This is a genomic window from Modestobacter lapidis (assembly GCF_054780755.1).
Window position 1 is genome coordinate 25,318 of sequence record NZ_BAAGVS010000027.1, and the last position, 23,908, is coordinate 49,225.

Annotated in this window: 18 protein-coding genes, 1 tRNA gene and 1 pseudogene; 17 read left to right on the plus strand and 3 right to left on the minus strand. The window is 75.2% G+C overall.

Features of this window, described 5'->3' with window-relative positions:
• Window positions 1-83 precede the first annotated feature (83 nt).
• The gene (locus tag ACYVG5_RS19090; protein ID WP_222047223.1) at window positions 84-1,094 is read left to right on the plus strand and encodes an aldo/keto reductase; all 1,011 of its coding nucleotides are present in this window, start codon (window positions 84-86) and stop codon (window positions 1,092-1,094) included.
• An 11-nt stretch (window positions 1,095-1,105) separates the two neighbouring features.
• Here ACYVG5_RS19090 and ACYVG5_RS19095 read toward each other — a convergent pair whose 3' ends face one another.
• The gene (locus tag ACYVG5_RS19095) at window positions 1,106-1,381 is read right to left on the minus strand and encodes a hypothetical protein (protein ID WP_222047221.1); all 276 of its coding nucleotides are present in this window, start codon (window positions 1,379-1,381) and stop codon (window positions 1,106-1,108) included.
• A 78-nt stretch (window positions 1,382-1,459) separates the two neighbouring features.
• The gene (locus ACYVG5_RS19100; RefSeq protein ID WP_222047219.1) at window positions 1,460-2,353 is read right to left on the minus strand and encodes an HAD family hydrolase; all 894 of its coding nucleotides are present in this window, start codon (window positions 2,351-2,353) and stop codon (window positions 1,460-1,462) included.
• Between the two features lie 126 nt (window positions 2,354-2,479).
• On the opposite strand from ACYVG5_RS19100, the gene ssd reads away from it, so the two are divergent.
• The 7 genes and pseudogenes from ssd to ACYVG5_RS19135 form a co-directional block, all read left to right on the plus strand.
• Window positions 2,480-3,589 (plus strand): septum site-determining protein Ssd, encoded by a 1,110-nt coding sequence (gene ssd, locus ACYVG5_RS19105; protein WP_222047217.1) that lies wholly within the window; start codon window positions 2,480-2,482, stop codon window positions 3,587-3,589.
• On the plus strand, window positions 3,586-4,740 hold the full coding sequence (locus tag ACYVG5_RS19110) for a TadA family conjugal transfer-associated ATPase (RefSeq protein WP_222047215.1): 1,155 nt from the start codon (window positions 3,586-3,588) through the stop codon (window positions 4,738-4,740). Before ssd ends, ACYVG5_RS19110 begins: the two co-directional genes overlap by 4 nt.
• A complete protein-coding gene (locus ACYVG5_RS19115; RefSeq protein ID WP_222047214.1) occupies window positions 4,737-5,543 on the plus strand; it encodes a type II secretion system F family protein in 807 nt (268 codons plus the stop codon). The genes ACYVG5_RS19110 and ACYVG5_RS19115 overlap by 4 nt, the downstream gene beginning before the upstream one ends.
• Window positions 5,540-6,307 (plus strand): type II secretion system F family protein, encoded by a 768-nt coding sequence (locus ACYVG5_RS19120; RefSeq protein ID WP_222047212.1) that lies wholly within the window; start codon window positions 5,540-5,542, stop codon window positions 6,305-6,307. The genes ACYVG5_RS19115 and ACYVG5_RS19120 overlap by 4 nt, the downstream gene beginning before the upstream one ends.
• A gap of 153 nt (window positions 6,308-6,460) precedes the next feature.
• Window positions 6,461-6,751 carry a DUF4244 domain-containing protein gene (locus ACYVG5_RS19125; RefSeq protein ID WP_222047210.1) on the plus strand — a complete coding sequence of 97 codons (291 nt, stop codon included), beginning with the start codon at window positions 6,461-6,463 and terminating at the stop codon, window positions 6,749-6,751.
• Between the two features lie 33 nt (window positions 6,752-6,784).
• Complete coding sequence (locus ACYVG5_RS19130; protein ID WP_222047209.1) at window positions 6,785-7,126, plus strand: TadE family type IV pilus minor pilin; 342 nt, start codon at window positions 6,785-6,787, stop codon at window positions 7,124-7,126.
• A pseudogene (locus ACYVG5_RS19135) lies at window positions 7,123-7,482 on the plus strand (Rv3654c family TadE-like protein); the annotation flags it as partial. The gene ACYVG5_RS19130 and the pseudogene ACYVG5_RS19135, both read left to right, overlap by 4 nt.
• Before the next feature lie 69 nt (window positions 7,483-7,551).
• On the opposite strand, the gene ACYVG5_RS19140 reads toward ACYVG5_RS19135, so the two are convergent.
• Window positions 7,552-10,059 (minus strand): DEAD/DEAH box helicase, encoded by a 2,508-nt coding sequence (locus ACYVG5_RS19140; protein WP_460683446.1) that lies wholly within the window; start codon window positions 10,057-10,059, stop codon window positions 7,552-7,554.
• 190 nt (window positions 10,060-10,249) lie between these two features.
• Here ACYVG5_RS19140 and ACYVG5_RS19145 point away from each other — a divergent pair, with 190 nt between their 5' ends.
• The 9 genes from ACYVG5_RS19145 to ACYVG5_RS19185 all read left to right on the plus strand — a co-directional run bounded on the left by ACYVG5_RS19145 (window position 10,250) and on the right by ACYVG5_RS19185 (window position 23,788).
• The gene (locus ACYVG5_RS19145) at window positions 10,250-12,511 is read left to right on the plus strand and encodes a sodium-translocating pyrophosphatase (RefSeq protein WP_222047205.1); all 2,262 of its coding nucleotides are present in this window, start codon (window positions 10,250-10,252) and stop codon (window positions 12,509-12,511) included.
• A 131-nt stretch (window positions 12,512-12,642) separates the two neighbouring features.
• The gene (locus ACYVG5_RS19150; RefSeq protein WP_222047202.1) at window positions 12,643-12,963 is read left to right on the plus strand and encodes a hypothetical protein; all 321 of its coding nucleotides are present in this window, start codon (window positions 12,643-12,645) and stop codon (window positions 12,961-12,963) included.
• Window positions 12,960-14,558 (plus strand): alpha/beta hydrolase, encoded by a 1,599-nt coding sequence (locus ACYVG5_RS19155; protein ID WP_222047200.1) that lies wholly within the window; start codon window positions 12,960-12,962, stop codon window positions 14,556-14,558. Before ACYVG5_RS19150 ends, ACYVG5_RS19155 begins: the two co-directional genes overlap by 4 nt.
• 196 nt (window positions 14,559-14,754) lie before the next feature.
• Complete coding sequence (gene topA / locus ACYVG5_RS19160) at window positions 14,755-17,610, plus strand: type I DNA topoisomerase (RefSeq protein ID WP_222047198.1); 2,856 nt, start codon at window positions 14,755-14,757, stop codon at window positions 17,608-17,610.
• Window positions 17,611-17,620: 10 nt separating this feature from the next.
• Window positions 17,621-18,364 (plus strand): class I SAM-dependent methyltransferase, encoded by a 744-nt coding sequence (locus tag ACYVG5_RS19165; RefSeq protein ID WP_222047196.1) that lies wholly within the window; start codon window positions 17,621-17,623, stop codon window positions 18,362-18,364.
• A 459-nt stretch (window positions 18,365-18,823) separates the two neighbouring features.
• A complete protein-coding gene (tmk, locus tag ACYVG5_RS19170; protein WP_460683447.1) occupies window positions 18,824-21,058 on the plus strand; it encodes a dTMP kinase in 2,235 nt (744 codons plus the stop codon).
• Window positions 21,055-22,266, plus strand: a complete 1,212-nt coding sequence (locus ACYVG5_RS19175; protein WP_460683448.1) for a DNA polymerase III subunit delta' — start codon at window positions 21,055-21,057, stop codon at window positions 22,264-22,266. Before tmk ends, ACYVG5_RS19175 begins: the two co-directional genes overlap by 4 nt.
• 68 nt (window positions 22,267-22,334) lie before the next feature.
• Window positions 22,335-22,407 (plus strand) — tRNA-Thr (locus ACYVG5_RS19180).
• Window positions 22,408-22,549: 142 nt separating this feature from the next.
• Window positions 22,550-23,788: a PucR family transcriptional regulator gene (locus ACYVG5_RS19185; RefSeq protein WP_222047194.1), complete on the plus strand. Its 1,239-nt coding sequence runs from the start codon at window positions 22,550-22,552 to the stop codon at window positions 23,786-23,788.
• Window positions 23,789-23,908: the final 120 nt, after the last annotated feature.

Below are 23,908 nucleotides of genomic sequence, written 5' to 3' on the forward strand. Positions count from 1 at the left end.
TCGTCCCTCGGTCGCGGAGGCCTCCGGCCCCCACTCCTCGGGACCTCTGCCGCAACCGATCGGACAGCGGGGACACTCGGGCCATGCGCTTCCTCGAGGTCGACGGTCTAGGCCAGGTCAGCCGGGTGGGGCTGGGCACGTGGCAGTTCGGGTCCAGGGAGTGGGGCTACGGCGAAGACTACGCCACCGGGCCGGCCCGGGACATCGTCCGGCGGGCCCGGGAGCTCGGCGTCACCCTCTTCGACACCGCCGAGGTCTACGGCTTCGGGCGCAGCGAGAAGATCCTGGGTGAGGCGCTGGGCGGGGAGCGCAGCTCGGTCGTCGTCGCGAGCAAGATCTTTCCGGTCGCGCCGTTCCCCGCCGTCGTCCGCAACCGGTTCGAGGGCAGTGCCCGCCGCCTCCAGCTCGAGCGCATCCCGCTCTACCAGGTGCACCAGGCCAACCCGGTCGTCCCGGACTCGATCACGATGACCGGGATGGGAGAGCTGCTCCGCGAGGAGCGGATCGGCGCGGTCGGTGTCTCCAACTACTCGCTGGAGCGGTGGCAGGCCGCCGATGCGGCGCTCGGCCGGCCGGTGGTCAGCAACCAGGTGCAGTTCTCCCTCGCCTCCGCCGGCCCGCTGACCGACCTGGTGCCCTTCGCCGAGCGGGAGGGCCGCGTGGTGATCGCCTACAGCCCGCTGGCCCAGGGCCTGCTGGGCGGCCGGTACTCGGCGACCCACCGGCCCGGTGGGGTGCGCGCGATGAACCCGCTGTTCGGCACGGAGAACCTGCGCCGGGCCGAGCCGCTGCTGGCCCTGCTGCGCGAGGTGGCCGCCGCGCACGACGCCACGCCGGCGCAGGTGGCGCTGGCCTGGCTGCTCGGCCTGCCCCGGGTCGTGGTGATCCCCGGCGCCTCCACCGTCGCCCAGCTGGAGTCGAACGTGGCCGCCGCCGACCTGGCGCTCACCGACGCACAGCAGACCGACCTCACTGCCGCGGCTCGGGAGTTCCGCCCGCAGTCCTCGGCCCGCACGCTGGTCGACGAGGTGCGGTCGAGGTTCGACGGGGCCCGGTCGAGGTTCGACGGGGCCCGGTCGAGGTTCGGGGTCTGACCGCTGCCGGGTCAGCGCGGGGCGAGCAGCAGCCCGACCAGCGCCGTCACGACGATGCCTCCCAGCGCCGCGGCCGCGGCGACCAGCCACTGCCCGGTCGCCGCCCCGCCGACGACGCCGAGCAGCACGGCGACCCACGGCCCGCTCCTCGACATCACCATGCCGATCCGGGCAGAGGGGGGCGGCCGGCGCCCACGGCGTGACGGCGACGTCCGTGCGGTCTGGCCGAACAGCGCGGCCGCGACGCACACGGCGGCCACGGCGAGCCAGGCCAGCGCGGTGATCATGCCGGGCAGGATCGCCGATGAGTCCGGTCCTCCGGTGGTGCAACGCCGGGGACGAGCCCGCCGTCGGGAGCCCAGGGGTCAGGCGTCCCGGCGAAGCCACCGGCCGACGGCCACGGCGGCCGGGACGGGCCGGCCGGTGAGCAGCGCGGGCGCGGGGGTCATGGCGGGGGGCATGGCGAGCCCGGAGAGCCGGAGCGCGCGCCGGCGCACGTACCAGGCCAGCCCGGCGACCGCCGCCCCGACGCCCATCGCGGCGCCGGTCACCATCGGTGCCCGCTGCCCGGAGAACCGCGACCTCAGCGCCACCGGCCGGCTGAAGGTGAGCACCGGCCAGCCCCGTTCGCCGGCGATCCTGCGGAGCCCCCGGTCGGGGTTGACGGCCGTCGGGTGGCCGACCGCCTCGAGCATCGGCAGGTCGGTGGCCGAGTCGCTGTAGGCCCAGCAGTCGGCCAGGTCGTAGCCCATCTGGGCGGCGACCTGGCGGACGGCGACCGCCTTGTTCGCGCCGTAGGCGTAGAAGTCGATCTCGCCGGTGTACCTGCCGTTCCTGGTCACCATCCGGGTGGCCACCACCCGGTCGACGCCGAGCATCTCGCCGATCGGCTCCACCATGTCCGCGCCGCTGGTGGAGACGATGACGATCTCCCGCCCGGCCGCCCGGTGCTCCTCGATCAGGTCCGCGGCCTCGGCGTAGACCAGGGGCTCGACGATGTCGTGCAGCGTCTCGCGGACGATGTCGTGGACCACCGCGACGTCCCAGCCGGTGGTCATCGCGGTGATCTGGCTGCGCATGCGCTCCATCTGGGCGGCGTCGGCGCCGGCCAGGGAGAAGACGAACTGGGCATAGGCGCCCTTGAGCACCGCCCGGCGGTTGATCAGCCCGCCGTGGAAGAACGGCCGGCCGAACGCCAGGGTGCTGGACTTGGCGATGACGGTCTTGTCCAGGTCGAAGAACGCCGCTGCGCGGGTCATGATCCACGAGGGTAAGCGCAGCGGGCAGCTCCGGGGCCCGGCACGCCGTCGTCCACACCCGTACGGGTCCTCCACAGATGTCCGCGCGGCCTTCCGTGGCTCCGCCGGCGCCACTGCGCTGTCCCCGTGACCTCCACCCCGTCCCGCGCCCCGGGTCCGCTCGCCGACGCCGTCCCCCGTCCGCTGGTCGTCAGCACCGACGAGGTGCTGCTGGACGACCTGTTGCGGTTGCTGGCCGCGGCCGGCAGCACTCCCGAGCTCACCTCGGGCGGCGGTGCGCTCCGCCGGGCGCACCGGACGGCCCCGGTGGTCCTGCTCGGTGCCGACGTCCTCGGCGCGGCGCCGGTGCGTGCGCTGCCCCGGCGGCCGGGCGTGCTCGTGGTGCTGACCAGCGAGCCGGGCCCCGAGGTGTGGTCGGCCGCGGTCGAGGTCGGTGCGGAACGGGTCGTCGTGCTGCCCCGGGACGAGGCCTGGCTGGTCGAGCGGGTGGCCACCGCGGTCCGCGGGCCGAGCCGCCCCGGCTGGGTGGCCGTGGTGGGCAGCTGTTGCGGCGGGGCCGGGGCGAGCACCGTGGCCACGGCGCTGGCCCTGGCCGCCGGCGCCGGCACCCCCGGCCGGGTGCTGCTGGTCGACGCGGACGGCTGGGGCGGCGGTCTGGACCTGCTGCTGGGAGCAGAGCGCACCCAGGGGCTGCGCTGGCCGGAACTGACCGGTGTGCGGGGCGGGGTGTCCGGGCCCGCGCTGGTCGCCGCGCTGCCCGACGCGCACGGCGTCCCGGTGCTCGCCGCCTCGCGGGAGGCTCCCGAGGAGGTGCCGGGAGACGCGCTGACCGCGGTCGTGGTCGCGGCCCGGGACAGCGGGCACGGGGTGGTCGTCGACCTGCCGTGCCGCACCCGTGCGGGCGAGGCCGTCCTGGACGCGGCCGACCTGGCGGTGCTCCTCGTGCCGGCCCGGCTGCGCGCGGCCGCGGCTGCCCGGGCCATGGTCGGCGCACCGGATGGTGCGCCCCGGCCCTGGTCGGGCGCGCGGGTGGTCACCCGGCCGGTGCCGGGTGGGCTGTCCCGCCGGGAGGTCGCCGACGTCGTCGGCCGGCCGGTGCTGGCCGAGCTGGCGCACGACCGGTCCGCCGTGCCACGGGGCGAGCGGGGGGAACCACCCTCGGTCGCGGCCCGCTCGCCGCTGGGCGTGCTCAGCCGGCAGCTCCTGGCCGAGCTCCCGCACGGCGGCCCGGGGTGAGCGTCGGGGCGCCCGGGCCGCTGGTCGAGCGGGTCCGGGCCCGGCTCGCGGCCGGGCCGGGTGTGGTCAGCTCGGCAGCGGTCGCGGCTCTGGTACGGGAGGAGTCCGGGGGCCTCCTGGGCGACCGCGCCGTCCTGGAGGCGGTTCGGATGGCCAGCGACGAACTCTCCGGCGCCGGCCCGCTCGAGCCGCTGCTGCGCACTCCCGGGGTGACCGACGTGCTGGTCAACGGGCCGGACCAGGTCTGGGTCGACCGCGGATCGGGCCTGGAGCCGGCGGATGCCCGGTTCCCCGACGAGCAGGCGGTCCGCCGGCTGGCGGTGCGGCTCGCCGCCGCGGCCGGACGGCGGCTGGACGATGCCGCTCCGTGGGTCGATGCCTCGCTGCCCGACGGCACCCGGCTGCACGCGGTCCTGCCGCCCGTCTCGGGCGGGGGTACCTGCCTGTCGCTGCGGGTGCTGCGCCGCGCGCGGCTGTCCTTCGCCGACCTCGCTGCCCGCGGAGCGCTGCCCGGGGCGGCCGCGGACCTGCTCCGTGCCGCGGTGCAGCGCCGCGCGGCGTTCCTCGTCACCGGCGGCACGGGCAGCGGCAAGACCACGGTGCTCTCGGCGTTGCTCGGCCTGGTGCCGCCGGACGAGCGGCTGGTGCTCTGCGAGGACGCGCCGGAGCTGTGGCCCGACCACCCGCACGTCGTCCGGCTGCTCACCCGGCCGCCCAACGTGGAGGCGGTGGGCGCCGTGACGCTGCGCGACCTGGTGCGGCAGGCGCTGCGCATGCGGCCCGACCGGCTGGTCGTCGGGGAGGTACGTGGTGCCGAGGTCGTCGACCTGCTCGCCGCGCTCAACACCGGCCACGACGGCGGCTGCGGCACGCTGCACGTGAACCGGCCCGCCGAGGTGCCGGCCCGGCTGGAGGCCCTCGGCGTGGCGGCCGGTCTGGGCCGGGTCGCGGTGCACAGCCAGGCGGCCGCCGCGTTGTCGCTGGTGGTGCACCTCCAGCGGGCCCCGGTCGGCCGGCGCGTCGCCGAGGTGGCGGTGGTCCGCCGGCGGCGCGAGCTCATCGAGGTCGTCCCCGGATGGCGGTCGGACGGCGGGGAGAGCCCGGGCCGCGCCGAGCTGGCCGCGGTGCTGGGCTGCCGGGTGCCGGGATGACCGGTGCCCTGTGCTGCCTGGCCGCGGCCGCGGTGTGCTGGCCGGCCCGCGGGGTCCAGGAGCCCCCGGGCCGACTGCGCGCCACGCGGTCGGTGCCCGCCGTGGAGCTCGGCGCACTGGTGGACCGGCCCGGCGCGGTGGGTGCCGGTGGGCTGCTGGCGGCCGCGGTGGTGGCGGTGGCCAGCACGCCGCTGGTGGCCGCGTTGGCCGGCGTGTGCGCCGGGGCGGCCGTTCGCGCCCTCCGGGGCGCGCGCCGGGCGGCCGAGGGCCGGCGGCGCGTGCAGGCGGTCGCGGAGGGCCTGGGCGTGCTTGCCGCCGAACTGCGGGCCGGCCGGTCGGTCGAGGAGGCGGCCGACGCCGCCGTGGCCGGCTGCCCGGACGAGGTGGCCGGGGCCGCGCTGGGCCGGGTGCTGCGACCCGGCGCCGGGCCACCGACTCCCGCGGCCGGCTCCCCGGGCGACGTGGACGGCGTCCTCGCCCGGGTGGCGGCCGCGGTCCGGCTGAGTGCCCGGACGGGCTGCTCGCTGGCCGGCGTGGCCGCCGCCGTCGAGGACGACCTGCGGGCCCGGGCCCGGGCGGAGACCGAGCTGCGGGCGGCGGTGGCCGGGCCCCGGGCCAGTGCCGCCGTCCTGGCCGGCCTGCCGGTGCTCGGGCTGCTGATGGGCGGTGGCGTGGGTGCGGATCCCTGGCGGGTGCTGACCACGACCGGCACCGGCACCGTCCTCCTGGTCTGCGGCGTCGCGCTGGAGCTGGCCGGGGTGGCCTGGTCGGCGCGGCTGGTGCGGCGTGCGGTGACCCGGTGACCGCCGGCGGGCCGGCGCTCGCGCTCGTCGCGCTGGGCGCTGCGCTGCTGCTGTGGCGGCCGCCCGACTCGGTCCGGCGGGATCGGGTCCGGCAGCTCGCTCCCGCATCCCACGGCGTCCTGCCGGACCGCGCGTCGCGCAGGGCCCTGCGTGGCCCCGCCGGCCCGGGCGCGGGCCCGCCCGGTCGGCTCCGCCGGCGGGCGGAGGCAGCAGTGGCCGGCGTCGCCGCCTTCGCGGTGCTCGGCGGCGGCCTCGGCGGGGCGGTGGCCGGCGTCGGGACGGCGGTCCTGGTCGAGCGGCTGCTCCGCCGCGGAGGAGGGCCGCCGGCCGACGACGGCGTCCGGGACCTGCCGGTGGCCTGCGACCTGCTGGCGGTCTGCCTGGCCGCCGGCACACCGATCGGCGCGGCGGTCGCGGCGGTCGCGACGTCGGTGCCCGGTCCCCTCGGCGTCGAACTCGACCAGGTGGGCGTCCTGTACCGGCTGGGTGCTGCCCCGCGTCAGGCGTGGTCGGGGGTGCCTGCGCCGGTGGCCCCGCTGGCCCGGGTGCTGGTGCGCGCGGGCGAGTCCGGCTCGTCCGTGGTGCCCGCGCTGCAGCGGCTGGCCGGTGATCTGCGCACCGCCCAGCGGAGCGCGGTCGAGGCAGCGGTCCGCCGGGCGGGGGTCTGGGTGCTCGCGCCGCTGGGCGTGTGCTTCCTCCCGGCCTTCCTCTGCCTGGGGGTGGTGCCGATGGTGCTCGGCATCGCCGCGGACGTCTTCGGCTGACCGGCTCCGGCCAGCACACCGCGCCCTCCCGGGCCGGCCGGTGTCCCCAGCCGGAACTGCGGTCCACAGCTGGGCCGGCGACCGGTCGGAACGGGGTTGCCGGCCGCAATCTCGGGAGCGACGGGCCCGCCGGTGGCCCACGGAGGAGGAGCCATGACCAGCACGGTCCCGACCACCCAGCAGGAGCTGCAGCGACAGCCGGAGAGCGCCGGTGCGGCGGCGGTGCCGCCGCCGGACGGGCAGCGGTCGGTGCGGCGGCGGCTCGCCCGGCGGTGGGCCCGGGTGCAGGAGTCCGGCGAGGCGGGGATGAGCACCGCCGAGTACGCCGTCGGCACCGTCGCGGCCTGCGCGTTCGCCGCTGTGCTCTACCAGGTGGTCACCGGCGGGTCGGTCGTCGACGCCCTCGGCGACCTCGTGCAGTCGGCGCTGTCGACCCTGTCCTGACCGATGTCCGCCCGTCGCGACCGGGAGGCCGGGATGGTTACTGCCGAGACGGCGGTGGTCCTCCCGGTCCTCCTGCTCGTGCTGGCCGCCGCGGTGGCGGCGGTCGTCGTGGTCGGAGCCCAGTTGCGGTGCGTGGACGCGGCCCGGGAGGGGGTCCGGGCCGCTGCCCGCGGCGAGCCGATCGCGGTCGTCGTCGAGCTGGCCGGTCGGGCGGCGCCCGACGGCGCCCGGGTCGAGGTGTCCACCTCCGGGACGACGGTGACCGTCACGGTGACCGCTGCGCTGCAGCCGCTGGGTCCGGTGCCGCTGCACGTCCCGGTGAGCGCAACCGCGACCGGCCTGCGTGAACCGGGCGCCGACCGGGCGGTGCCGTGACAGGGCACCGCGCCGACGCGGCGGAGGCAGGAACCGGGGAGCGGGGGTCGGCGACGGTGTGGGTCGTCGCCCTGGCCGGCCTGCTCGCCGCGGTCGGCGTCGCGGTGGTCCTCGTCGGTGGAGCGGTGGTGGGCCGGCACCGGGCGGGTGCGGCGGCCGATCTGGCGGCCCTGGCCGGCGCCGGCCGGGCCGTGTTGGGCGATCCGGCGGCATGCGCGGTCGCCAGCACGGTCGCCGCCGCCAACGGGGCATCGGTGGACAGCTGCCGGGTAGCGCCGGGCGCTGTCGTCGAGCTGCACGTCCGGGTGCCCGTCCGGCTCGGGCCGCTGGGCGTGGTCGACGCCCGCGGCCGGGCCCGCGCGGGGCCGGCGCCGCCGGAGCTCGGCACGGTCGCGACCGGGCAGCCCGGTTCGGTCCCGGACGGCTCAGAAGACCAGGTCGTCGGTGAGGGCGTCACCAGGGGCGGCGGCCCCGGCCGGGGCATCGTCGTCGGCCGGATCGCTGCCCGTGTCCCGGCCACCGTCCGCCCGCTCGTCCAACTCCCGGTCCGCGGCCGCGGCCAGCTCGTCGAGCACCACGTCGAGCAGCCGGACGGCACCGGGCTTGTCCAGCGGCTCGTTGCCGTTGCCGCACTTGGGCGACTGCACGCACGACGGGCAGCCGGCCTCGCACTCGCAGCTGGCCACCGTGGCCCGGGTGGCCTGCAGCCACTGGCGCAGCACGGCGTAGCCGCGCTCGGCGAAACCCGCGCCACCGGGGTGCCCGTCGTAGACCACGATCGTGGCCGCACCGGTGTCCGGGTGCAGCGCGGTCGACACCCCGCCGAGGTCCCACCGGTCGCAGGTGGCCATCAACGGCAGCAGCCCGATGGCGGCGTGCTCGGCAGCGTGCAACGAGCCGGGCAGCTCCGACTCGGCCAGCTCGGCCCGGGTGATGGCCCGCTCGTCGAAGGTCAGCCAGACCGCCCGGGTGCGCAGCTGGCGGGAGGGCAGGTCCAGCGGGAACTCGGCGAGCACCTCGCCGGTGCCCAGCCGGCGCCGCTGGTAGGCGACCACCTGGTTCCGCACGTCGACCACGCCGGTGTGCGCGGTCACCGGCCCCAGCCGGCGGGTCCGATCGATCGAGACGACGGCGTAGTCGGTGACGTCGCGGGACACCGTCGTCCACTCCGGGCTCTCGGGGTGCACGACCGCGCAGGCGTCCGCCACGTCGAACTCGTCGACGACGTAGCTCTCCCCCCGGTGCACGTAGAGCGCCCCGGCGTGCACCGCGGAGTGCGCCGCCCCGCCGTCGACGGTGCCCAGCAGGCGTCCGGTGGCGCCTTCGATGATCGACACCGGCGGGTCCCCGTCGCCGCGGATGTCGACGTCGGGCCGTCCGCGGCCGGCCCAGTACCAGCCGGTCGGCCGGGAGCGCAGCTGCCCGGTCGCGACCAGGTCGGCGATCTGCTCCTCGGCGGGTGCCCCGCCGAACTCGACCAGCTCCTCCGGTCGCAGCGGCAGCTCGGCGGCGGCGCAGCACAGCTGGGGCCCGAGCACGTAGGGGTTGGTCGGATCGGTGACCGTCGCCTCCACCGGCCGGCCGAACACGGCTTTCGGGTGGTGGGCCAGGTAGTGGTCCAGCGGATCGTCACGGGCGATGAAGACGACCAGCGACTCCCGCTGCGCACGCCCGGCCCGGCCGGCCTGCTGCCACAGCGAGGCCAGCGTGCCGGGGTACCCGGCCAGCACCACCGCGTCGAGGCCGGCGATGTCGATGCCCAGTTCCAGCGCGTTGGTGGTGGCCACCCCGAGCAGGGCTCCGGTGGACAGCGCGCGCTCCAGCTCGCGGCGCTCCTCCGGGAGGTAGCCGCCCCGGTAGGAGTCGACCCGGGACACCAGGTCGCCGCGTCCCCGGTCGGCGAGCACCCGGCGGGCCTGGTCGGCGACGGACTCGGCGCTGCGCCGCGACCGGACGAACGCCAGTGTCCGGGCGCCCTGCTCGACCAGGTCGGCCAGCAGGCCGGCGGCGTCCGAGGCAGCGGAGCGGCGCAGCGGTGCGCCCTGCTCGCCGGTGCGCTCGGTCAGCGGCGGCTCCCAGAGGGCGAACGTCGCACCCGGCCGGGGCGAGCCGTCCTCGGTCACCGCGGTGACGGGGGCGCCCACGAGCCGGCTTGCGGCCGCGGCCGGGTCGGCCACGGTCGCCGAGGCCAGGACGAACACCGGGTCCGCGCCGTACCGCCGGCAGATCCGGCGCAGCCGGCGGAGCACGTGCCCCACGTGCGAGCCGAAGACGCCGCGGTAGGCATGGCACTCGTCGACCACCACGTAGGCGACCCGGCGCAGGGTGCTCGACCACTTCTGGTGTGCGGGCAGCACCCCGCGGTGCAGCATGTCGGGGTTGGTCACGATCCACCGCGAGTGCCGGCGGACCCACTCCCGCTCCTCCATCGGGGTGTCGCCGTCGTAGGCGGCGGGCCGCACCGAGGGGTCGGCGAGCGCGGACACCGCGGCCAGCTGGTCGCGGGCCAGCGCCTTGGTGGGCGCCAGGTAGAGAACACAGGCCCTGGGGTCCTCGGCGAGGGCGGTCAGCGCCGGCAGCTGGTAGGCCAGCGACTTCCCCGACGCCGTCCCGGTCGCGACCACCACGTGCTGCCCGCTGCGGGCGAGCTCGGCGGCAGCCAACTGATGGCTGAACGGGGCGGGCACCCCACGGGCAGCCAGGCGGTCGCGCAGCTCCGGCCGCATCCAGGAGGGCCACTCGGCGAGCCGGCTGCACCGGGCCGGGAGCCGGTGGACGTGGGTGACCGGGTCGTGTTCGGGGTCGGTACCGGTGAGCAGCGCCTCGAGCAGGTCGGCCCCCGGGAGGACGTCCGGCGGGGAGCCGGCGGCGGTGTCCCGGGCAGCGGTGTCCCGGCCGTCGGTCGCGACCGGGGAAGGGTGCAGCGACGTCACCACCCCACTGTCACACCCCGGCGCAAGCGGTGTTGCGGCCCCGGCACTTCTCACCGCCCGTGTGATCCGCCTCACGCCCAGGTCTGGTGGTCGAGCTCCCGCTACGGCACAGTGCAGCCACGCCGCGACCACCCTGGGGAGCAGGCCCCGGGTTCCCACCGCAGCGTTTCGTCTCGCGTGGAGGACCGGAATGCCAGACACCGAACTGTCCGGAGGCGACCTCACCCTGGTGGCGGTCGTCCTCGCCATCTCCCTCGCCGCCCTGGGCTTCGCCTACTACCTGTCCCGCGCGGTCATGGCCGCCGACCAGGGAACGGTCAAGATGCAGGAGATCGCCAAGGCGATCCAGGAGGGAGCCGGCGCGTTCCTCCGACGGCAGTTCCGCACGCTGGGGATCTTCGCCGTCATCGTGTTCCTGCTGCTGCTCGTGCTCCCGGTCTCCGACGGTGGGCTGGGTACCCGGCTGGGCCGGGCGGTGTTCTTCCTGATCGGCGCGCTGTTCTCGGCGATGGTCGGGTTCATCGGCATGACCCTGGCCACCCGGGGCAACGTGCGGGTCGCCGCAGCCGCGGCCGCCGGTGGCCACCGCCCGGCCTTCCGGATCGCGTTCCGCACCGGCGGCGTCTGCGGGATGATCACCGTCGGCCTCGGCCTGTTCGGTGCCTCCCTGGCGCTGCTCCTGTTCCGGGAGACCGGCCCCGTGGTGCTCGAGGGCTTCGCCTTCGGTGGCGCCCTGCTGGCCATGTTCATGCGCGTCGGGGGCGGCATCTTCACCAAGGCCGCCGACGTGGGAGCGGACCTGGTCGGCAAGGTCGAGGCCGGCATCCCCGAGGACGATCCACGCAACGCCGCCACCATCGCCGACAACGTGGGCGACAACGTCGGTGACTGCGCGGGCATGGCCGCGGACCTCTTCGAGTCCTACGCGGTCACCCTGGTCGCCGCTCTCATCCTCGGCCAGGTCTTCTTCGGCCCGGTGGGGATGGTGTTCCCGCTCGTCGTCGCGGCGATCGGGATCATCGCCTCGGTCGTCGGCATCCTGGCCAGCAACCCGACCGCCGGGGACAGCTCCTGGATGGCGCCGATCAACCGCGGCTTCTTCACCTCCGCCGCGGTCTCGCTGGTGCTCGTGGCGGCCGCCTCCTTCACCATCCTCCCGGCGATCTCCGACGGGTTCGACGTCGCGGTGAGCCCGCAGGTGCTCGGCTTCGTCTCGGTGCTGATCGGCATCGTGCTCGCCGCGGCGATCCAGCAGCTCACCGGATACTTCACCGAGACCTCCCGGCGGCCGGTCAAGGACGTCACCCGCAGCTCGCTGACCGGGCCGGCGACGGTGATCCTCTCCGGCATCTCCCTCGGCCTCGAGTCGGCCGTGTACGCGGCGTTGCTCATCGGGGCCGCCGTCTACGGCGCGTTCCTGATCGGCGGGGCCGCCGCGCTCTACGCCGTCGCGCTGGCCGGTACCGGGCTGCTCACCACGGCCGGGGTGATCGTCTCGATGGACACCTTCGGTCCGGTCAGCGACAACGCCCAGGGCATCGCCGAGATGTCCGGGGACATCGACGCCGAGGGCGCCCAGGTCCTCACCGACCTCGACGCCGTCGGCAACACGACCAAGGCGATCACCAAGGGGATCGCCATCGCCACCGCCGTCCTCGCGGCGACGGCCCTGTTCGGCTCCTACAACGCCAGCATCGGCGACGCGCTGGAGGATGCCGGCGCCACGCTCGGTGACGCGTTCACCCTCTCCTCGCCCAACAACGTCGTCGGGGCGGTCATCGGCGCCGCGGTCGTCTTCTTCTTCTCCGGGCTGGCGATCAGCGCCGTCTCCCGGGCGGCGGGCCGGGTGGTCTTCGAGGTGCGTGAGCAGTTCCGCACCAGGCCCGGGATCATGGACTACTCCGAGCGGCCGAACTACGGCGCGGTGGTGGACATCTGCACCAAGGACTCGCTGCGGGAACTGGCCACCCCCGGCCTGCTCGCCGTCCTGGCCCCGGTCGCCGTCGGCTTCGGGTTGGGCTTCGGCCCGCTGGCCGCCTACCTGGTCGGCGCCATCGCGACCGGCACGCTGATGGCGGTCTTCCTGGCCAACTCGGGTGGAGCCTGGGACAACGCCAAGAAGATGGTGGAGGACGGCGCCTACGGCGGGAAGGGCAGCGAGGCGCACTCCGCGACGGTCATCGGCGACACCGTCGGCGACCCGTTCAAGGACACCGCCGGGCCGGCCATCAACCCGCTGATCAAGGTGATGAACCTGGTCGCGCTGCTCATCGCCCCGGCGGTGGTCGGCCTCTCCGTCGGGCAGGACTCGAACACCGCGCTCCGGGTGCTGATCGCGGTGGCCGCACTGCTGGTCATCGTCGGTGCCGTGGTGGTCAGCAAGCGGAGGTCGGTCGTGGTGGGTGGTGACACCGACACGGCCGCTCCGTCGCTGACCACCCGGGCGTCGTGAGCGGTGCCGGCGGTCTCCCGTTGTGGACGGCCGGAACCGGTGTGGACGACGGTGCCCGAAGTGGTGGGTGGGCTTCCTAGCGTCGCTCTCGTCGGCCCCGGCGGGGGGCCGCCGCCGCGCCGGGAGGCCCTGTGTCCGACCTCATCTCCGTCCAGCTCGATGTGCTGGACGTTCTGCTCGACGAGCTGTCGGCGCTGGGGGCGGAGCTGGGGCAGGAGGGTGAGCTCGGCGCGGTCACCGGACGCACGCTGGGCACCGCGCTGGACGGCGCGGTCGGTGCGGCGGCCGGCGACACCGGTGCGCTGTGGGCCACCGGCCTGGCCGCACTGGCCACCCGCGTCCTCGCCGTCACCGCCACGCTCGACGCGGCGTTGTCGTCGTACCGCGCTGCCGACGCCGCACTGGCCGGCCGGCTCGGTGCCGGCCGCCCCGGCCTGGTGGTGGCCCGGTGAGCGGCAGGGGCGCCGGGTCGCGGCTGGGCGGCATCGCCGCCTGGGACATCCCGCAGCTGCGCGCAGCGGCCGGGGCCCTGGGGCTGATCGCCGAGCGGTTGGTGCCGTGGCGCTTCCGATTGGACGCGGTCGGTCGCCGGCTCGGCACGGCGGAGTGCTGGTCGGGCCCGGCCGGCACGGTGGCGGCCGCAGCCCTGCTCGAGGTGTCCACCGTCAGCAGCGGGGTGCAGGCCGCCCTGGAGGAGTCGGCACGGCTGCTCGGCGCCCTGGTCGCCGCCGCCGACGAGGCGCAGGAGCTGGCGGTGGCCGCGCTGACCACGGCGGCGGTCGGGGGAGTGGAGTTGAATGCGGCCGGCGACCCGATGCCCGGCCTCGGGTTGGTCCCTCCGGTGGAGACGGCGGAGCAGCGGGTCGATCGCGCCGCCGCCGCGCTCTTCCGGCCGGGCGGTGTCTGGCGGCCCCCCGCTGCCCCGGTCGATCCGGCGCAGCAGGCACACCTGCTGGCGGACGAGGCGCATGCGGCGGCCGCGCGGGCGCTCGCCGCAGCGGTGCTCGCCGGTGAGCCCCTGGCCGCGGGGTGGGCGGATGGCGCCGTCGGCTTCGCCGATTCCGCCGCGCGCCCCACCCTGTTCGGGCAGGTCACGCCACCGCCGGTACCCGTCCCCGCGGAGGACCCTGGCCGGGTGACTGCCTGGTGGGCGACGCTGACCGCCGCCCAGCAGTCCGCCGCGGTGAACGCCGCCCCCGCGGCCGTGGGCGCACTCGACGGACTGCCGGCCTGGGCCCGGGACCAGGCCAACCGGATCATGCTGGACCGGGCGCTGCAGGAGCTCGCGCCCGGCAGCGACCCGCACCGGACAGCTGCGGCGGTCGCAGCGGAGATCGACCACCAGGAGGACGCCGGGCAACAGGTGCAGCTGCTGCAGTTCCAGCCGGATGACGACCTGGTCGGGCTGGCCCTCGGCGACCTCGACACGGCCGCCGCGGTCGCCGTCCTGGTGCCCGGGATCCTCACCAGCCCGGACGACGACCTGGCGGGGCTGACGTCGGACGCTGCGGGCGTGGCCACGGCCGCGAAGGCCGCCGCACCCGGGCTGGCCGTGGCCACCGTGGCCTGGCTCGGCTACCGGACACCGGCCACCGTGCTCGCTGCGCCGTCCAGCCAGCTCGCCCAACGCGGCGGGCCGGCCCTGGATCGGGCACTGGACGGCTGGGCAGCGGCCCGCACCGCGCCCGGGTCCCCGCTACCGGCCCGCACCACGGTGGTGGCGCACAGCTACGGCACCCTCGTGGCCTCCCGCGCCGCACAGGCGCCCGGTCAGCTGGCCACCGACGCGCTCGTCCTGCTGGGCAGCCCGGGCACCGAGGCGCTCACGGCCGCGGACCTGGAGGCGGCGGAGGTCCATGGCGCCTGGTCGCCGGCCGATCCCATCTCCTGGTCCGGCTGGTTCGGCCGGGGGCCGGTCAGCCCGTGGTTCGGCGACACCCCGCTGCCCACCGAGGTCACCCAGGGGCACACCGAGTACTACGACCCGGACCGGGTCACCCTGGCCGCGATCGGCGAGGTCGTGGCCGGCACCCGGCGGCAGTCCTGAACGCCGTCCGCCTGGGGCGGGCCCGGGGTCGCCGGCGGCCCCCGGGCCCGCTGCGGCGCGCCCGTCCTCCCTCGCTGCCCGGCCCCCGGACGGAGACGTGGCCTACCGTGGCCCTCGCCGAGTGGGTGCACGCCAGTGCTCCCACGTGCGTCCGGGTCCTCCCGGCGCCTGCAGTCAGCACCCCGACAGGAGCACCGTGCCGCCCACCAAGACCTCGCCAGCAGCCGCAGCCGCCGCCTCCGGCCCCACCACGCGCACCCCCCGCAAGCGGGCCGCCGCCGGCGGGGGGAAGCCGCTGGTCATCGTGGAGTCCCCGGCGAAGGCCAAGACGATCGCGGGGTACCTGGGCAGCGACTACGTCGTCGAGGCCAGCGTCGGGCACATCCGTGACCTGCCGCGGAACGCTGCCGACGTGCCCGCCGCCCACAAGGGCGAGTCGTGGGCCCGGCTGGGCGTCGACGTCGACAACGGCTTCTCCCCGCTCTACGTGGTCAGCCCCGACCGCAAGCAGCAGGTCACCCGGCTCAAGCAGCTGGTGAAGGAAGCCAGCGAGATCTACCTCGCCACCGATGAGGACCGCGAGGGCGAGGCCATCGCCTGGCACCTGATCGACACCCTCAAGCCGACCGTGCCGGTCCGCCGGATGGTCTTCCACGAGATCACCCGGGAGGCGATCGCCCGCGCCGTCGCCAACCCGCGAGAGCTGGACACCGCGCTGGTCGACGCCCAGGAGACCCGCCGCATCCTCGACCGGCTCTACGGCTACGAGGTCTCGCCGGTGCTGTGGAAGAAGGTCCTGCCGAAGCTGTCGGCCGGGCGCGTGCAGTCGGTGGCCACCCGGATCGTCGTCGAGCGGGAGCGTGCCCGGATGCGCTTCACCGTAGCCGACTACTGGGGCCTGGAAGGCACCTTCGACGTGGGGCGGACGACGTCCACCGACGCCGGGGAGCCGGCCCGGCTGAACGCCACGCTGGTCACCGTCGACGACCGCCGGGTGGCCACCGGTCGCGACTTCGACGCCGACACCGGCACCGTCACCAGCGACGTCGTGCACCTGGACGAGGCCGGTGCCCGCGGGCTGGCCGCCCGGCTGGAGAGCAGCAGCGTCACGGTCAGCCGGGTCGACGAGCGGCCCTACCGGCGGCGTCCCTACGCCCCGTTCATGACCTCGTCCCTGCAGCAGGAGGCCGGCCGCAAGCTCGGCTGGTCCTCCCAGGTGACGATGCGCACCGCGCAGCGGCTGTACGAGAACGGCTACATCACCTACATGCGCACCGACTCGACGAACCTGTCCGAGACGGCGCTGAGCGCGGCCCGCAGCCAGGCCCGCGAGCTCTACGGCGACGCCTACGTGCCGGCGGAGCCGCGCCGCTACGCGACCAAGAACAAGGGCGCCCAGGAGGCGCACGAGGCCATCCGTCCGGCCGGCGACTCCTTCCGCACCCCCGGGCAGCTGGCCGGCCAGCTCGGCCGCGACGAGTTCCGGCTCTACGAGCTGATCTGGCAGCGCACCGTCGCCTCCCAGATGGCCGACGCGGTCGGGCAGACGGTGTCGATCCGGCTGGCCGGGCGGTCCAGCACGGACGAAGCCGTCGAGTTCTCCACCAGCGGTCGCACCATCACCTTCCCCGGCTTCCTGCGTGCCTACGTCGAGAGCAGGGACGAGGGTGCGGCCACCGACGAGGAGGCCGACGACGCCGAGCGCCGGCTGCCCCGCCTGGAGCGGGGGCAGCGGCTCGACATCGCGGCGCTGGAGCCCAAGGGCCACGCCACCACGCCACCGGCCCGGTACACCGAGCCGAGCCTGATCAAGGCGCTGGAAGAGCTCGGCATCGGCCGCCCCTCCACCTACGTCTCGATCATCCAGACCATCCAGGACCGCGGGTACGTGTGGAAGAAGGGCTCGGCGCTGGTGCCGACCTTCGTCGCCTTCGCCGTGGTCAACCTGCTGGAGCAGCACTTCGCGGCGCTGGTCGACTACGACTTCACGGCCTCGCTGGAGGCCGAGCTCGACGAGATCGCCGCCGGCGACCTGCGCCGGGTCGACTGGCTGACCGAGTTCTACTTCGGCGGTGGCGGCGGGCACGCCGGCGGCATCGCCGCGTCCGGTGGCCTCAAGTCGATCATCGGCCAGCGGCTGGAGGAGATCGACGCCCGCGGCGTCAACTCGATCCCGCTGCGGGCGACCGCGCCCAACGGCGAGCCGGTCCTGGTCCGGGTCGGCCGCTACGGGCCCTACCTCCAGGCCGGCGGCGAGGAGGGCGCACGGGTGAGCATCCCGGAGGACATCGCGCCCGATGAGCTGACGGTGCAGAAGGTCGCCGAGCTGCTCGACGCGCCCTCCAGTGATCGGGAGCTGGGCACCCACCCGGAGACCGGGCACCCGGTGGCGGTCAAGGCCGGCCGGTACGGCCCCTACGTCACCACCGTCGTCCCCGAGGGCAGCAAGGACGCCCCCCGCACGGCGAGCCTGTTCAAGTCGATGTCGCCGGAGACCGTCACCTTCGAGCAGGCGCTGCAGCTGCTCACGCTGCCGCGCACGGTCGGGGCTGCCCCGGACGGCGAGGAGATCCAGGCGCTCAACGGCCGGTACGGGCCCTACGTGAAGAAGGGCACCGACTCGCGCTCCCTGGACGACGAGGAGGCGCTGTTCACCGTCACCCTCGAGCAGGCGCTGGCGATCTTCGCCCAGCCCAAGCAGCGGGGGCGCAAGGCCGCCGCCGCACCGCTCAAGGAGCTGGGGGCCGACCCGGTCAGCCAGGGCCAGGTCACGGTGCGCGAAGGCCGGTTCGGGCCCTACGTCACCGACGGTGAGGTCAACGCCAGCCTGCGCAAGGGCGACGACATCGAGTCGATCACCCTCGAACGGGCCGCGGAGCTGCTGGCCGACCGCCGTGAGCGGGCGCCGGTGAAGAAGAAGGCCACCAAGAAGGCCGCCGCGAAGAAGACGACGGCGAAGAAGACCCCGGCCAAGAAGACCCCGGCCAAGAAGGCGACCGCGAAGAAGACCGCGGCCGCGGAGACGGCGGCCGATCCGGTCTCCGCCGGCTGAGCGGGGCGCGGTGGAGGACTGGCAGGCCCGGCGGGCGTCGTTCGGTGCGGTCGCGGCCGACTACGCCGCACTCCGGCCGGGCTATCCGGCTGAGGCGGTCGCCTTCCTGCTCGGGAAGCGGCCGCGGCGGGTCCTGGATCTGGGCGCCGGCACCGGGCTGCTGACCGACGGACTGCTGGACGCCGGGCACGAGGTGGTCGCCGTCGACCCCTCGGGACCGATGCTGGCCGAGCTCGCCGCCCGGCTGCCGCAGGTGCAGGTGCAGGTCGGAGGAGCCGAGTCGGTGCCGCTCCCCGACGCGTCGGTGGATGCCGTCGTCGCCGGGCAGGCCGCGCACTGGTTCGACCCGGTGCCGGCCGCCGCCGAGCTGCGCCGCGTCCTGCGGCCCGGCGGGGTCGTCGGTTTCGTCTGGAACACCCGCGACCAGCGGGTGCCCTGGGTGCGCGCACTGGGGGAGCTGCTGGCCGCCGAGTCCCGCGACCACGAGGCCGACCAGGGCGTCGTGGACCGGTTCGCCGCCGCGCTGCCGGCCACGGTGGAGGTGGCCGACTCGTCGGTGGTCCAGCGGGTGGGCCCCGAGCAGGTCGTCCGGGGCATCGGCACCCGCAGCTACGTGGCCACGATGGACGACGCCCGCCGGGCGGAATTCCTCGGCCGGGTGCGGCACCTGCTGGCCACCCGTCCCGACACCAGTGGTGCGGAGCTGCTCGACCTGCCGTACACGACCCGGGCATACCGGCTCGTTCCACGCTGAGCGCCCCCGGACGACGACTCGCTCGGGTGCGGTGCCCGATGGCGAGGACCCGGCGGAACGGCCGCACCGTCGTCCCGCTGCGGGTAGGCGGCGCGCAGTTCCGCGGCGTACGCGGCGGTGCAGGCGGTCGCCTCCCGGTCGTCCGGCCGCTGGGCCCCAGGCGGCCGGTCCGGTGCCGTGGGCGCAGGCCGGTCCGACGTCACTGCGCAGAACGCCGGAACCGTCGTCTCCGGCCGGTACGGTTGCTGCGCCGAGCCCGACCGACCACCGAGCCCGACCGCACCCAGCGCCGCCTTCTCCCCGGGGGTCTCGATCAGCTCCGACCCGACGGCCGGCCCGTCGCCGCGACGTTCCGACCGGGACGTACCGTCCACGGACGGCGTTCCGGGCGTGCCCGCCGGCGCCCCCCGGAAGGCGGGCCCGCCTCCCGGCGCCACCGCGCTGCCCGGGGATCCGCTGGTGTCCCCGCCCGGGGCCGACGGACTGCCACCCGCCGGCGTCCCCACGGCGCCGGACGCCCCGGCCGGCCTGCCGTCCGAGCTGCACCTCGGGGCGGACGGGCCGGCCCCCTCCGGTGCCGAGCCGGCAACGGGCGACCCGGCGGCCGACGAGCTCGGTGCGCCGTCGGCGTTGTCCCTGGCCGCCAAGCTGCGGGCGGTGCTCCGCGTCCGCGACTTCCGCAAACTGTGGCTGTCGATGTCGCTGTCCAGCTTCGGCGACTGGCTCGGCCTGCTGGCGATCACCGCCACGGCGACCTCGCTGGTGGACAGCTTCGCCGGGCAGAACTTCGCGCTCGGGGCCGTGCTGCTGTTCCGGCTGTTGCCGGCCATCGTGCTGGGCCCGCTGGCCGGCGCGTTCGCCGACCGCTTCGACCGGCGCAAGACGATGGTGGTCACCGACCTCCTCCGCTTCGGCCTGTTCGCCTCCATCCCGCTGGTCGACGAGCTGATCTGGCTGTTCATCGCCCAGTTCGTGATCGAGGCGCTCAGCCTGTTCTGGATCCCGGCGAAGGACGCCGCGGTGCCGAACATGCTGCGCAAGGACCAGATGGAGCCGGCCAACCAGCTCTCCCTGGTCACCACCTACGGCTTCACCCCGGTGCTCGCCGCGGTCGTCTTCGCGCTGCTCACCTCCCTGGGGGGCCGCACGAGCGAGCTGCTGCCCGGCACCAACGAGGTCGACCTGGCGCTCTACGTCAACGCGCTGACCTTCCTGGTCGCCGCGGTCGTCATCTGGAACCTGCCCTCGATCAGCGGCCGCCGCTCCGGCCGTGCGCAGGACAGCGGGCTGAGCTTCTTCGGCTCCCTGCGGCAGGGCTTCTCCTTCGCCGGGCACACGCCGCTGGTGCGCGGGCTGGTCGTCGGCATCACCGGCGCGTTCGCCGCCGCCGGAGTGGTCATCGCCACCGGTCAGGCCTTCGCCAACGCCCTGGGTGGTGGACAGGCCGCCTACGGCCTGCTGTTCGGCGCCGTCTTCATCGGCCTGGGCCTGGGCATCGCGCTGGGGCCGAGCGTGGCCAAGGACCTGTCCCGCGAGCGGCTGTTCGGGGTCGCCATCGTCGGGGCCGGCGTGGTCGTGGTGCTGCTGGCCTGCACGTTCACGCTGTGGATCGCCCTGCTGCTGGTCGTGCTGATGGGCTTCTTCGCCGGCATCGCCTACCTGGCCGGCTTCACGCTGCTGGGCACCGAGATCGACGACGCGATCCGCGGGCGCACCTTCGCGCTCGTGCAGTCGCTGGTCCGGGCCGCGCTGATCCTGTCCCTGGCGCTGGTGCCGTTCGGGGTGGGGCTGCTCGGCCAGAACTCCGTCGACGTCGGGGCCTTCGTCATCCCGGTCACCGGCGAGCGGGTCATGCTGCTCGTCGCCGGGGTGCTGGCCGTGGGCGTCGGTGTGGTCGCGTACCGGCAGATGGACGACGGCCGGCCGGTGCCGCTGGTGGCCGACGTCGTCACCGCGCTGCGCCGCGACACCACCGCCCGCCGCCGGCTGGCCGGGGGCGGCGTGCTCATCGCCTTCGAGGGCGGCGAGGGCGCCGGGAAGTCCACGCAGGTGAAGCGGCTGCAGGAGTGGTTGATGCACGAGGGCTACGCCGCCCGCGCGACGTTCGAGCCCGGCGCGACCGCGTCGGGAGCGGGCATCCGCTCGATCGTGCTCGATCCGGCCAGCGCCGGGCTGTCCCCGCGCTCGGAGGCACTGCTCTACGCCGCCGACCGGGCACAGCACGTGCACGACGTCCTGCGGCCGGCGCTCGACGCCGGCGAGGTCGTCATCACCGACCGGTTCGTCGACAGCTCGCTGGCCTACCAGGGGGCGGGCCGGGCCATCCCGATGGACGACGTCCGCTCGATCTCGCGGTGGGCCACCCAGGGTCTGCGGCCCGACCTCACGGTGCTGCTGGACCTGCCGCCCGAGGTGGGGCTGGCCCGGGCCCGCGGTCGCGCCACCGCCGACCGGCTGGAGGCCGAGTCCCTGGAGTTCCACCAGCGTGTCCGGCGCACCTTCCGCGCGCTGGCCGAGTCCGAGCCCGACCGGTACCTGGTGCTGGACGCCACCGGGACGGCTGACGAGCTCACCGGGGCCATCCGCGCCCGGGTCGCCCAGCTGCTGGCCGGCCTGCCGCTGCTGGCCCGGCCCGAGGACGCCCGCCCGGCAGGGGAGGGAGCGGCCGACGTGGCTCCCCAGTTGCGCCGGTGAGCGCCCCGACGGCCGGGCCCCGCGTGCAGGCCGCCGGCGCGGGGGTGTGGGCCGACGTGATCGGCCAGCCGGACGTGGTCGCCGAGCTGCAGGCGGCCATCGCCCAGCCGGGCTCGATGACGCACGCCTGGCTGTTCACCGGCCCGCCCGGATCGGGCCGGTCGGTCGCCGCCCGGGCCTTTGCGGCGGCCCTGCAGTGCCCCGCCGGTGGCGACGGCACCTGCCACGCCTGCCGCACCGCGCTGGCCGGCACCCACGCCGACGTGCACCGGATCGTGCCGGAGGGGCTGTCGATCGGGGTGCTGGAGGTACGTGAGATCGTCCGGACCGCGGCCCGGGCGCCGTCGCAGGGGCGCTGGCAGGTCGTGGTGGTCGAGGATGCCGACCGGATGACCGAGCAGGCCGGCAACGCCGTGCTCAAGATGCTCGAGGAGCCGCCGCCGCGGACGGTGATCCTGCTGTGCGCACCGTCGCTGCACCCCGACGACGTGCCGGTCACCATCCGCTCCCGCTGCCGGGTCGTCGGGCTGCGGACCCCACCGGTGGATGCCGTCGCGGAGGTGCTGGTCCGGCGGGACGGGATCGACCCGGCGTTGGCCGCCTGGTCGGCCGCCGCGGCCGGTGGGCACGTCGGCCGGGCCCGGCACCTGGCCCGGGACGAGTCGGCCCGGCTGGCCCGCAAGGCCGTGCTGGACATCCCGCTCTCGCTGGTCTCGCTCGCCGCCTGCCTCAACGCCGCCGATGACCTGGTCGGCTCGGCGAAGGACGAGTCGGACAGGGCGGTGGCCGAGGTCGACGGTGCGGAGACCGACGCGGTGAAGGCGAGTCTGGGCGTCGGGGCCCGGGGGCCGGGGGTCGCGGCCGCCAGCCGCAGCGCCGGTGTGCTGAAGGACCTGGAGAAACGGCAGAAGTCGCGGGCCACCCGGCTGGGCCGGGACTCGCTGGACCGGGCGCTGGTCGATCTGGCGGCGCTGTACCGGGACGCGCTGATGATCAGCGCCGTGGACTCGGCCGCGGGCGCGGGGGCGATCCCGCTGGCCCACCCCGACCGGCGCGCCGACGCGACGGAACTGGCTCGCCGGATCGGTGCCGAAGGGGCGCTGCGGCGGATCGACGCGGTTCTGGCCGCGCGCACCGCGCTGGAGCAGAACGTGAAGCCGCAGATCGCGATCGAGGCGCTCACCGTGGGGCTGCGGCTGCCTGCCTGACCGCCCGGCAGGCCCGGGGGTGGCGCCGGGAACCGGGATGGGTGCCGTAAGCTCAGCGCCGCACGCCCGCCGCCTTAGCTCAGTCGGTAGAGCATCTCACTCGTAATGAGAAGGTCGTCGGTTCGATTCCGACAGGCGGCTCTCCTCCCCACAGCGGTTGCCCTAACTGGGGGCTTCCCCGGTGGAGCTCGGCCAGCTCACCGGCGCGGCCCTGGCGGGACCGCTACCAGTCACCGAAGTCGGGGTAACCCCCGCCGGTATGGCGATGGCTAGGGTCGCCGGCATGCAGGACCAACTCGCGCCTGAACACCTCTCCGTCCAGGAGGTCCTGGGGTTGCCGCCCCTGAGAGGCGCGTCCGTGGTCGCCGGTGCGACGGGGCTGACCGCCCGAGTCGTGCGGATGAACATGATGGAGGTGCCGGATGTCCTGCCCTGGGTCAGAGCCGGGGAGCTCCTTGTCACCTCTGGCTACCCGATGCAGAGCTTCGATGACGACCAACTGATCGCGCTGATCGAAGGATTGAAGCGCAAGGGCGTGGCCGCGCTCGTCGCCAAGATCGGCGGGAGATACGTCGGTGGCTTCTCCTCAGCGGTGATCCGACGCGCGGACGAGCTGAACTTCCCGGTCGTGGCCATGCCCCTCGACCTGGCTTTCACCGATCTGCAGGAGACCTACTTCTCCGAGGTGATCGACCGCCACCGCCGTGCGCTGGCGGGTCAGGCAAGGGTTCGCGAGTTCGGTGAGTACCTCCGGCAACTCATGAACGAGCGATCTTCGGCATCCGAGCAGGAGCTCGCCACGGTCTTCGACGTGCTGGCGGTGCCGGTCGGCACGTCGGTCCACGTCTGCGTGCTGCGCGTGGGCCGCCCACTCACGTTGAGTTCCTACCAGCGGCTGTGCGAGCGCATCACGAGGTCGATGGGCCCGACCGCGCAGCGCGTCCTGCTGTTCCCCTACGCGGATCACATCGTCCTGGTCGTACCGCAGGGGTGTGTGCAGGAGGTCCTGGCTTCCCTCCGCGAAGCCCTGGACGTCCTGGCCCCGAGCGAACCAGCGGTCAGGTGCGGGGTCGGGAACCGGGCCGACTCCCTCGTCGAGTGGCGGCGCTCGTTCGGCCAGGCGAATCGAGCGCTCCAGGTCACCGAGGGAGATCCTCGGGCCGGTATCGAGCGCATCCTGTGGTTCTCCGAGACGGGGACCCACCAGTTGGTCGATGCGCTCGTGAGCCAGGGACTGGCTCCGGCCTTCGTCCAGAACGCCCTGGGGGCGCTCCACCAGGATGACGAGATGCTGAGCACCCTCCACGTCCTGCTGACGAACAACTGCTCGATAGTCAGGACCGCCGGGGACATGACGTTCCACTACAACACCATCCGCAATCGCCTGGCGCGGCTGGAGTCCCTGGTCGGTCCCTTCGTCGACAGTGGGCATCGCCGAGCGGAACTGCTCCTCGCCTGCGAGACCAGGAGCCGCCTCACGGGCGAGGGCGCGGTTTCCTTGAACGGCACTGGCGGCGACTGACACCTCCGGGCCGCGACGGTGGCTGTCGTGCACATTGTCCGCAGTCGCAGGTCGCTCCTACTGTCGCCAGATGTGACGCCTCTCGCATCACGTTGGACGTGAGGTGAGGCATGGTCGCGC

What these genes read in the sequence shown, in the direction of transcription:
- ACYVG5_RS19125 (WP_222047210.1), top strand. Translation starts at nt 6,461, where the DNA reads ATGACCAGCACGGTCCCGACCACCCAGCAGGAGCTGCAGCGACAGCCG.
- ACYVG5_RS19095 (WP_222047221.1), bottom strand. Translation starts at nt 1,381, where the DNA reads ATGATCACCGCGCTGGCCTGGCTCGCCGTGGCCGCCGTGTGCGTCGCG.
- ACYVG5_RS19185 (WP_222047194.1), top strand. Translation starts at nt 22,550, where the DNA reads ATGCAGGACCAACTCGCGCCTGAACACCTCTCCGTCCAGGAGGTCCTG.
- ACYVG5_RS19100 (WP_222047219.1), bottom strand. Translation starts at nt 2,353, where the DNA reads ATGACCCGCGCAGCGGCGTTCTTCGACCTGGACAAGACCGTCATCGCC.
- ACYVG5_RS19090 (WP_222047223.1), top strand. Translation starts at nt 84, where the DNA reads ATGCGCTTCCTCGAGGTCGACGGTCTAGGCCAGGTCAGCCGGGTGGGG.
- ACYVG5_RS19115 (WP_222047214.1), top strand. Translation starts at nt 4,737, where the DNA reads ATGACCGGTGCCCTGTGCTGCCTGGCCGCGGCCGCGGTGTGCTGGCCG.
- ACYVG5_RS19130 (WP_222047209.1), top strand. Translation starts at nt 6,785, where the DNA reads ATGGTTACTGCCGAGACGGCGGTGGTCCTCCCGGTCCTCCTGCTCGTG.
- ACYVG5_RS19145 (WP_222047205.1), top strand. Translation starts at nt 10,250, where the DNA reads ATGCCAGACACCGAACTGTCCGGAGGCGACCTCACCCTGGTGGCGGTC.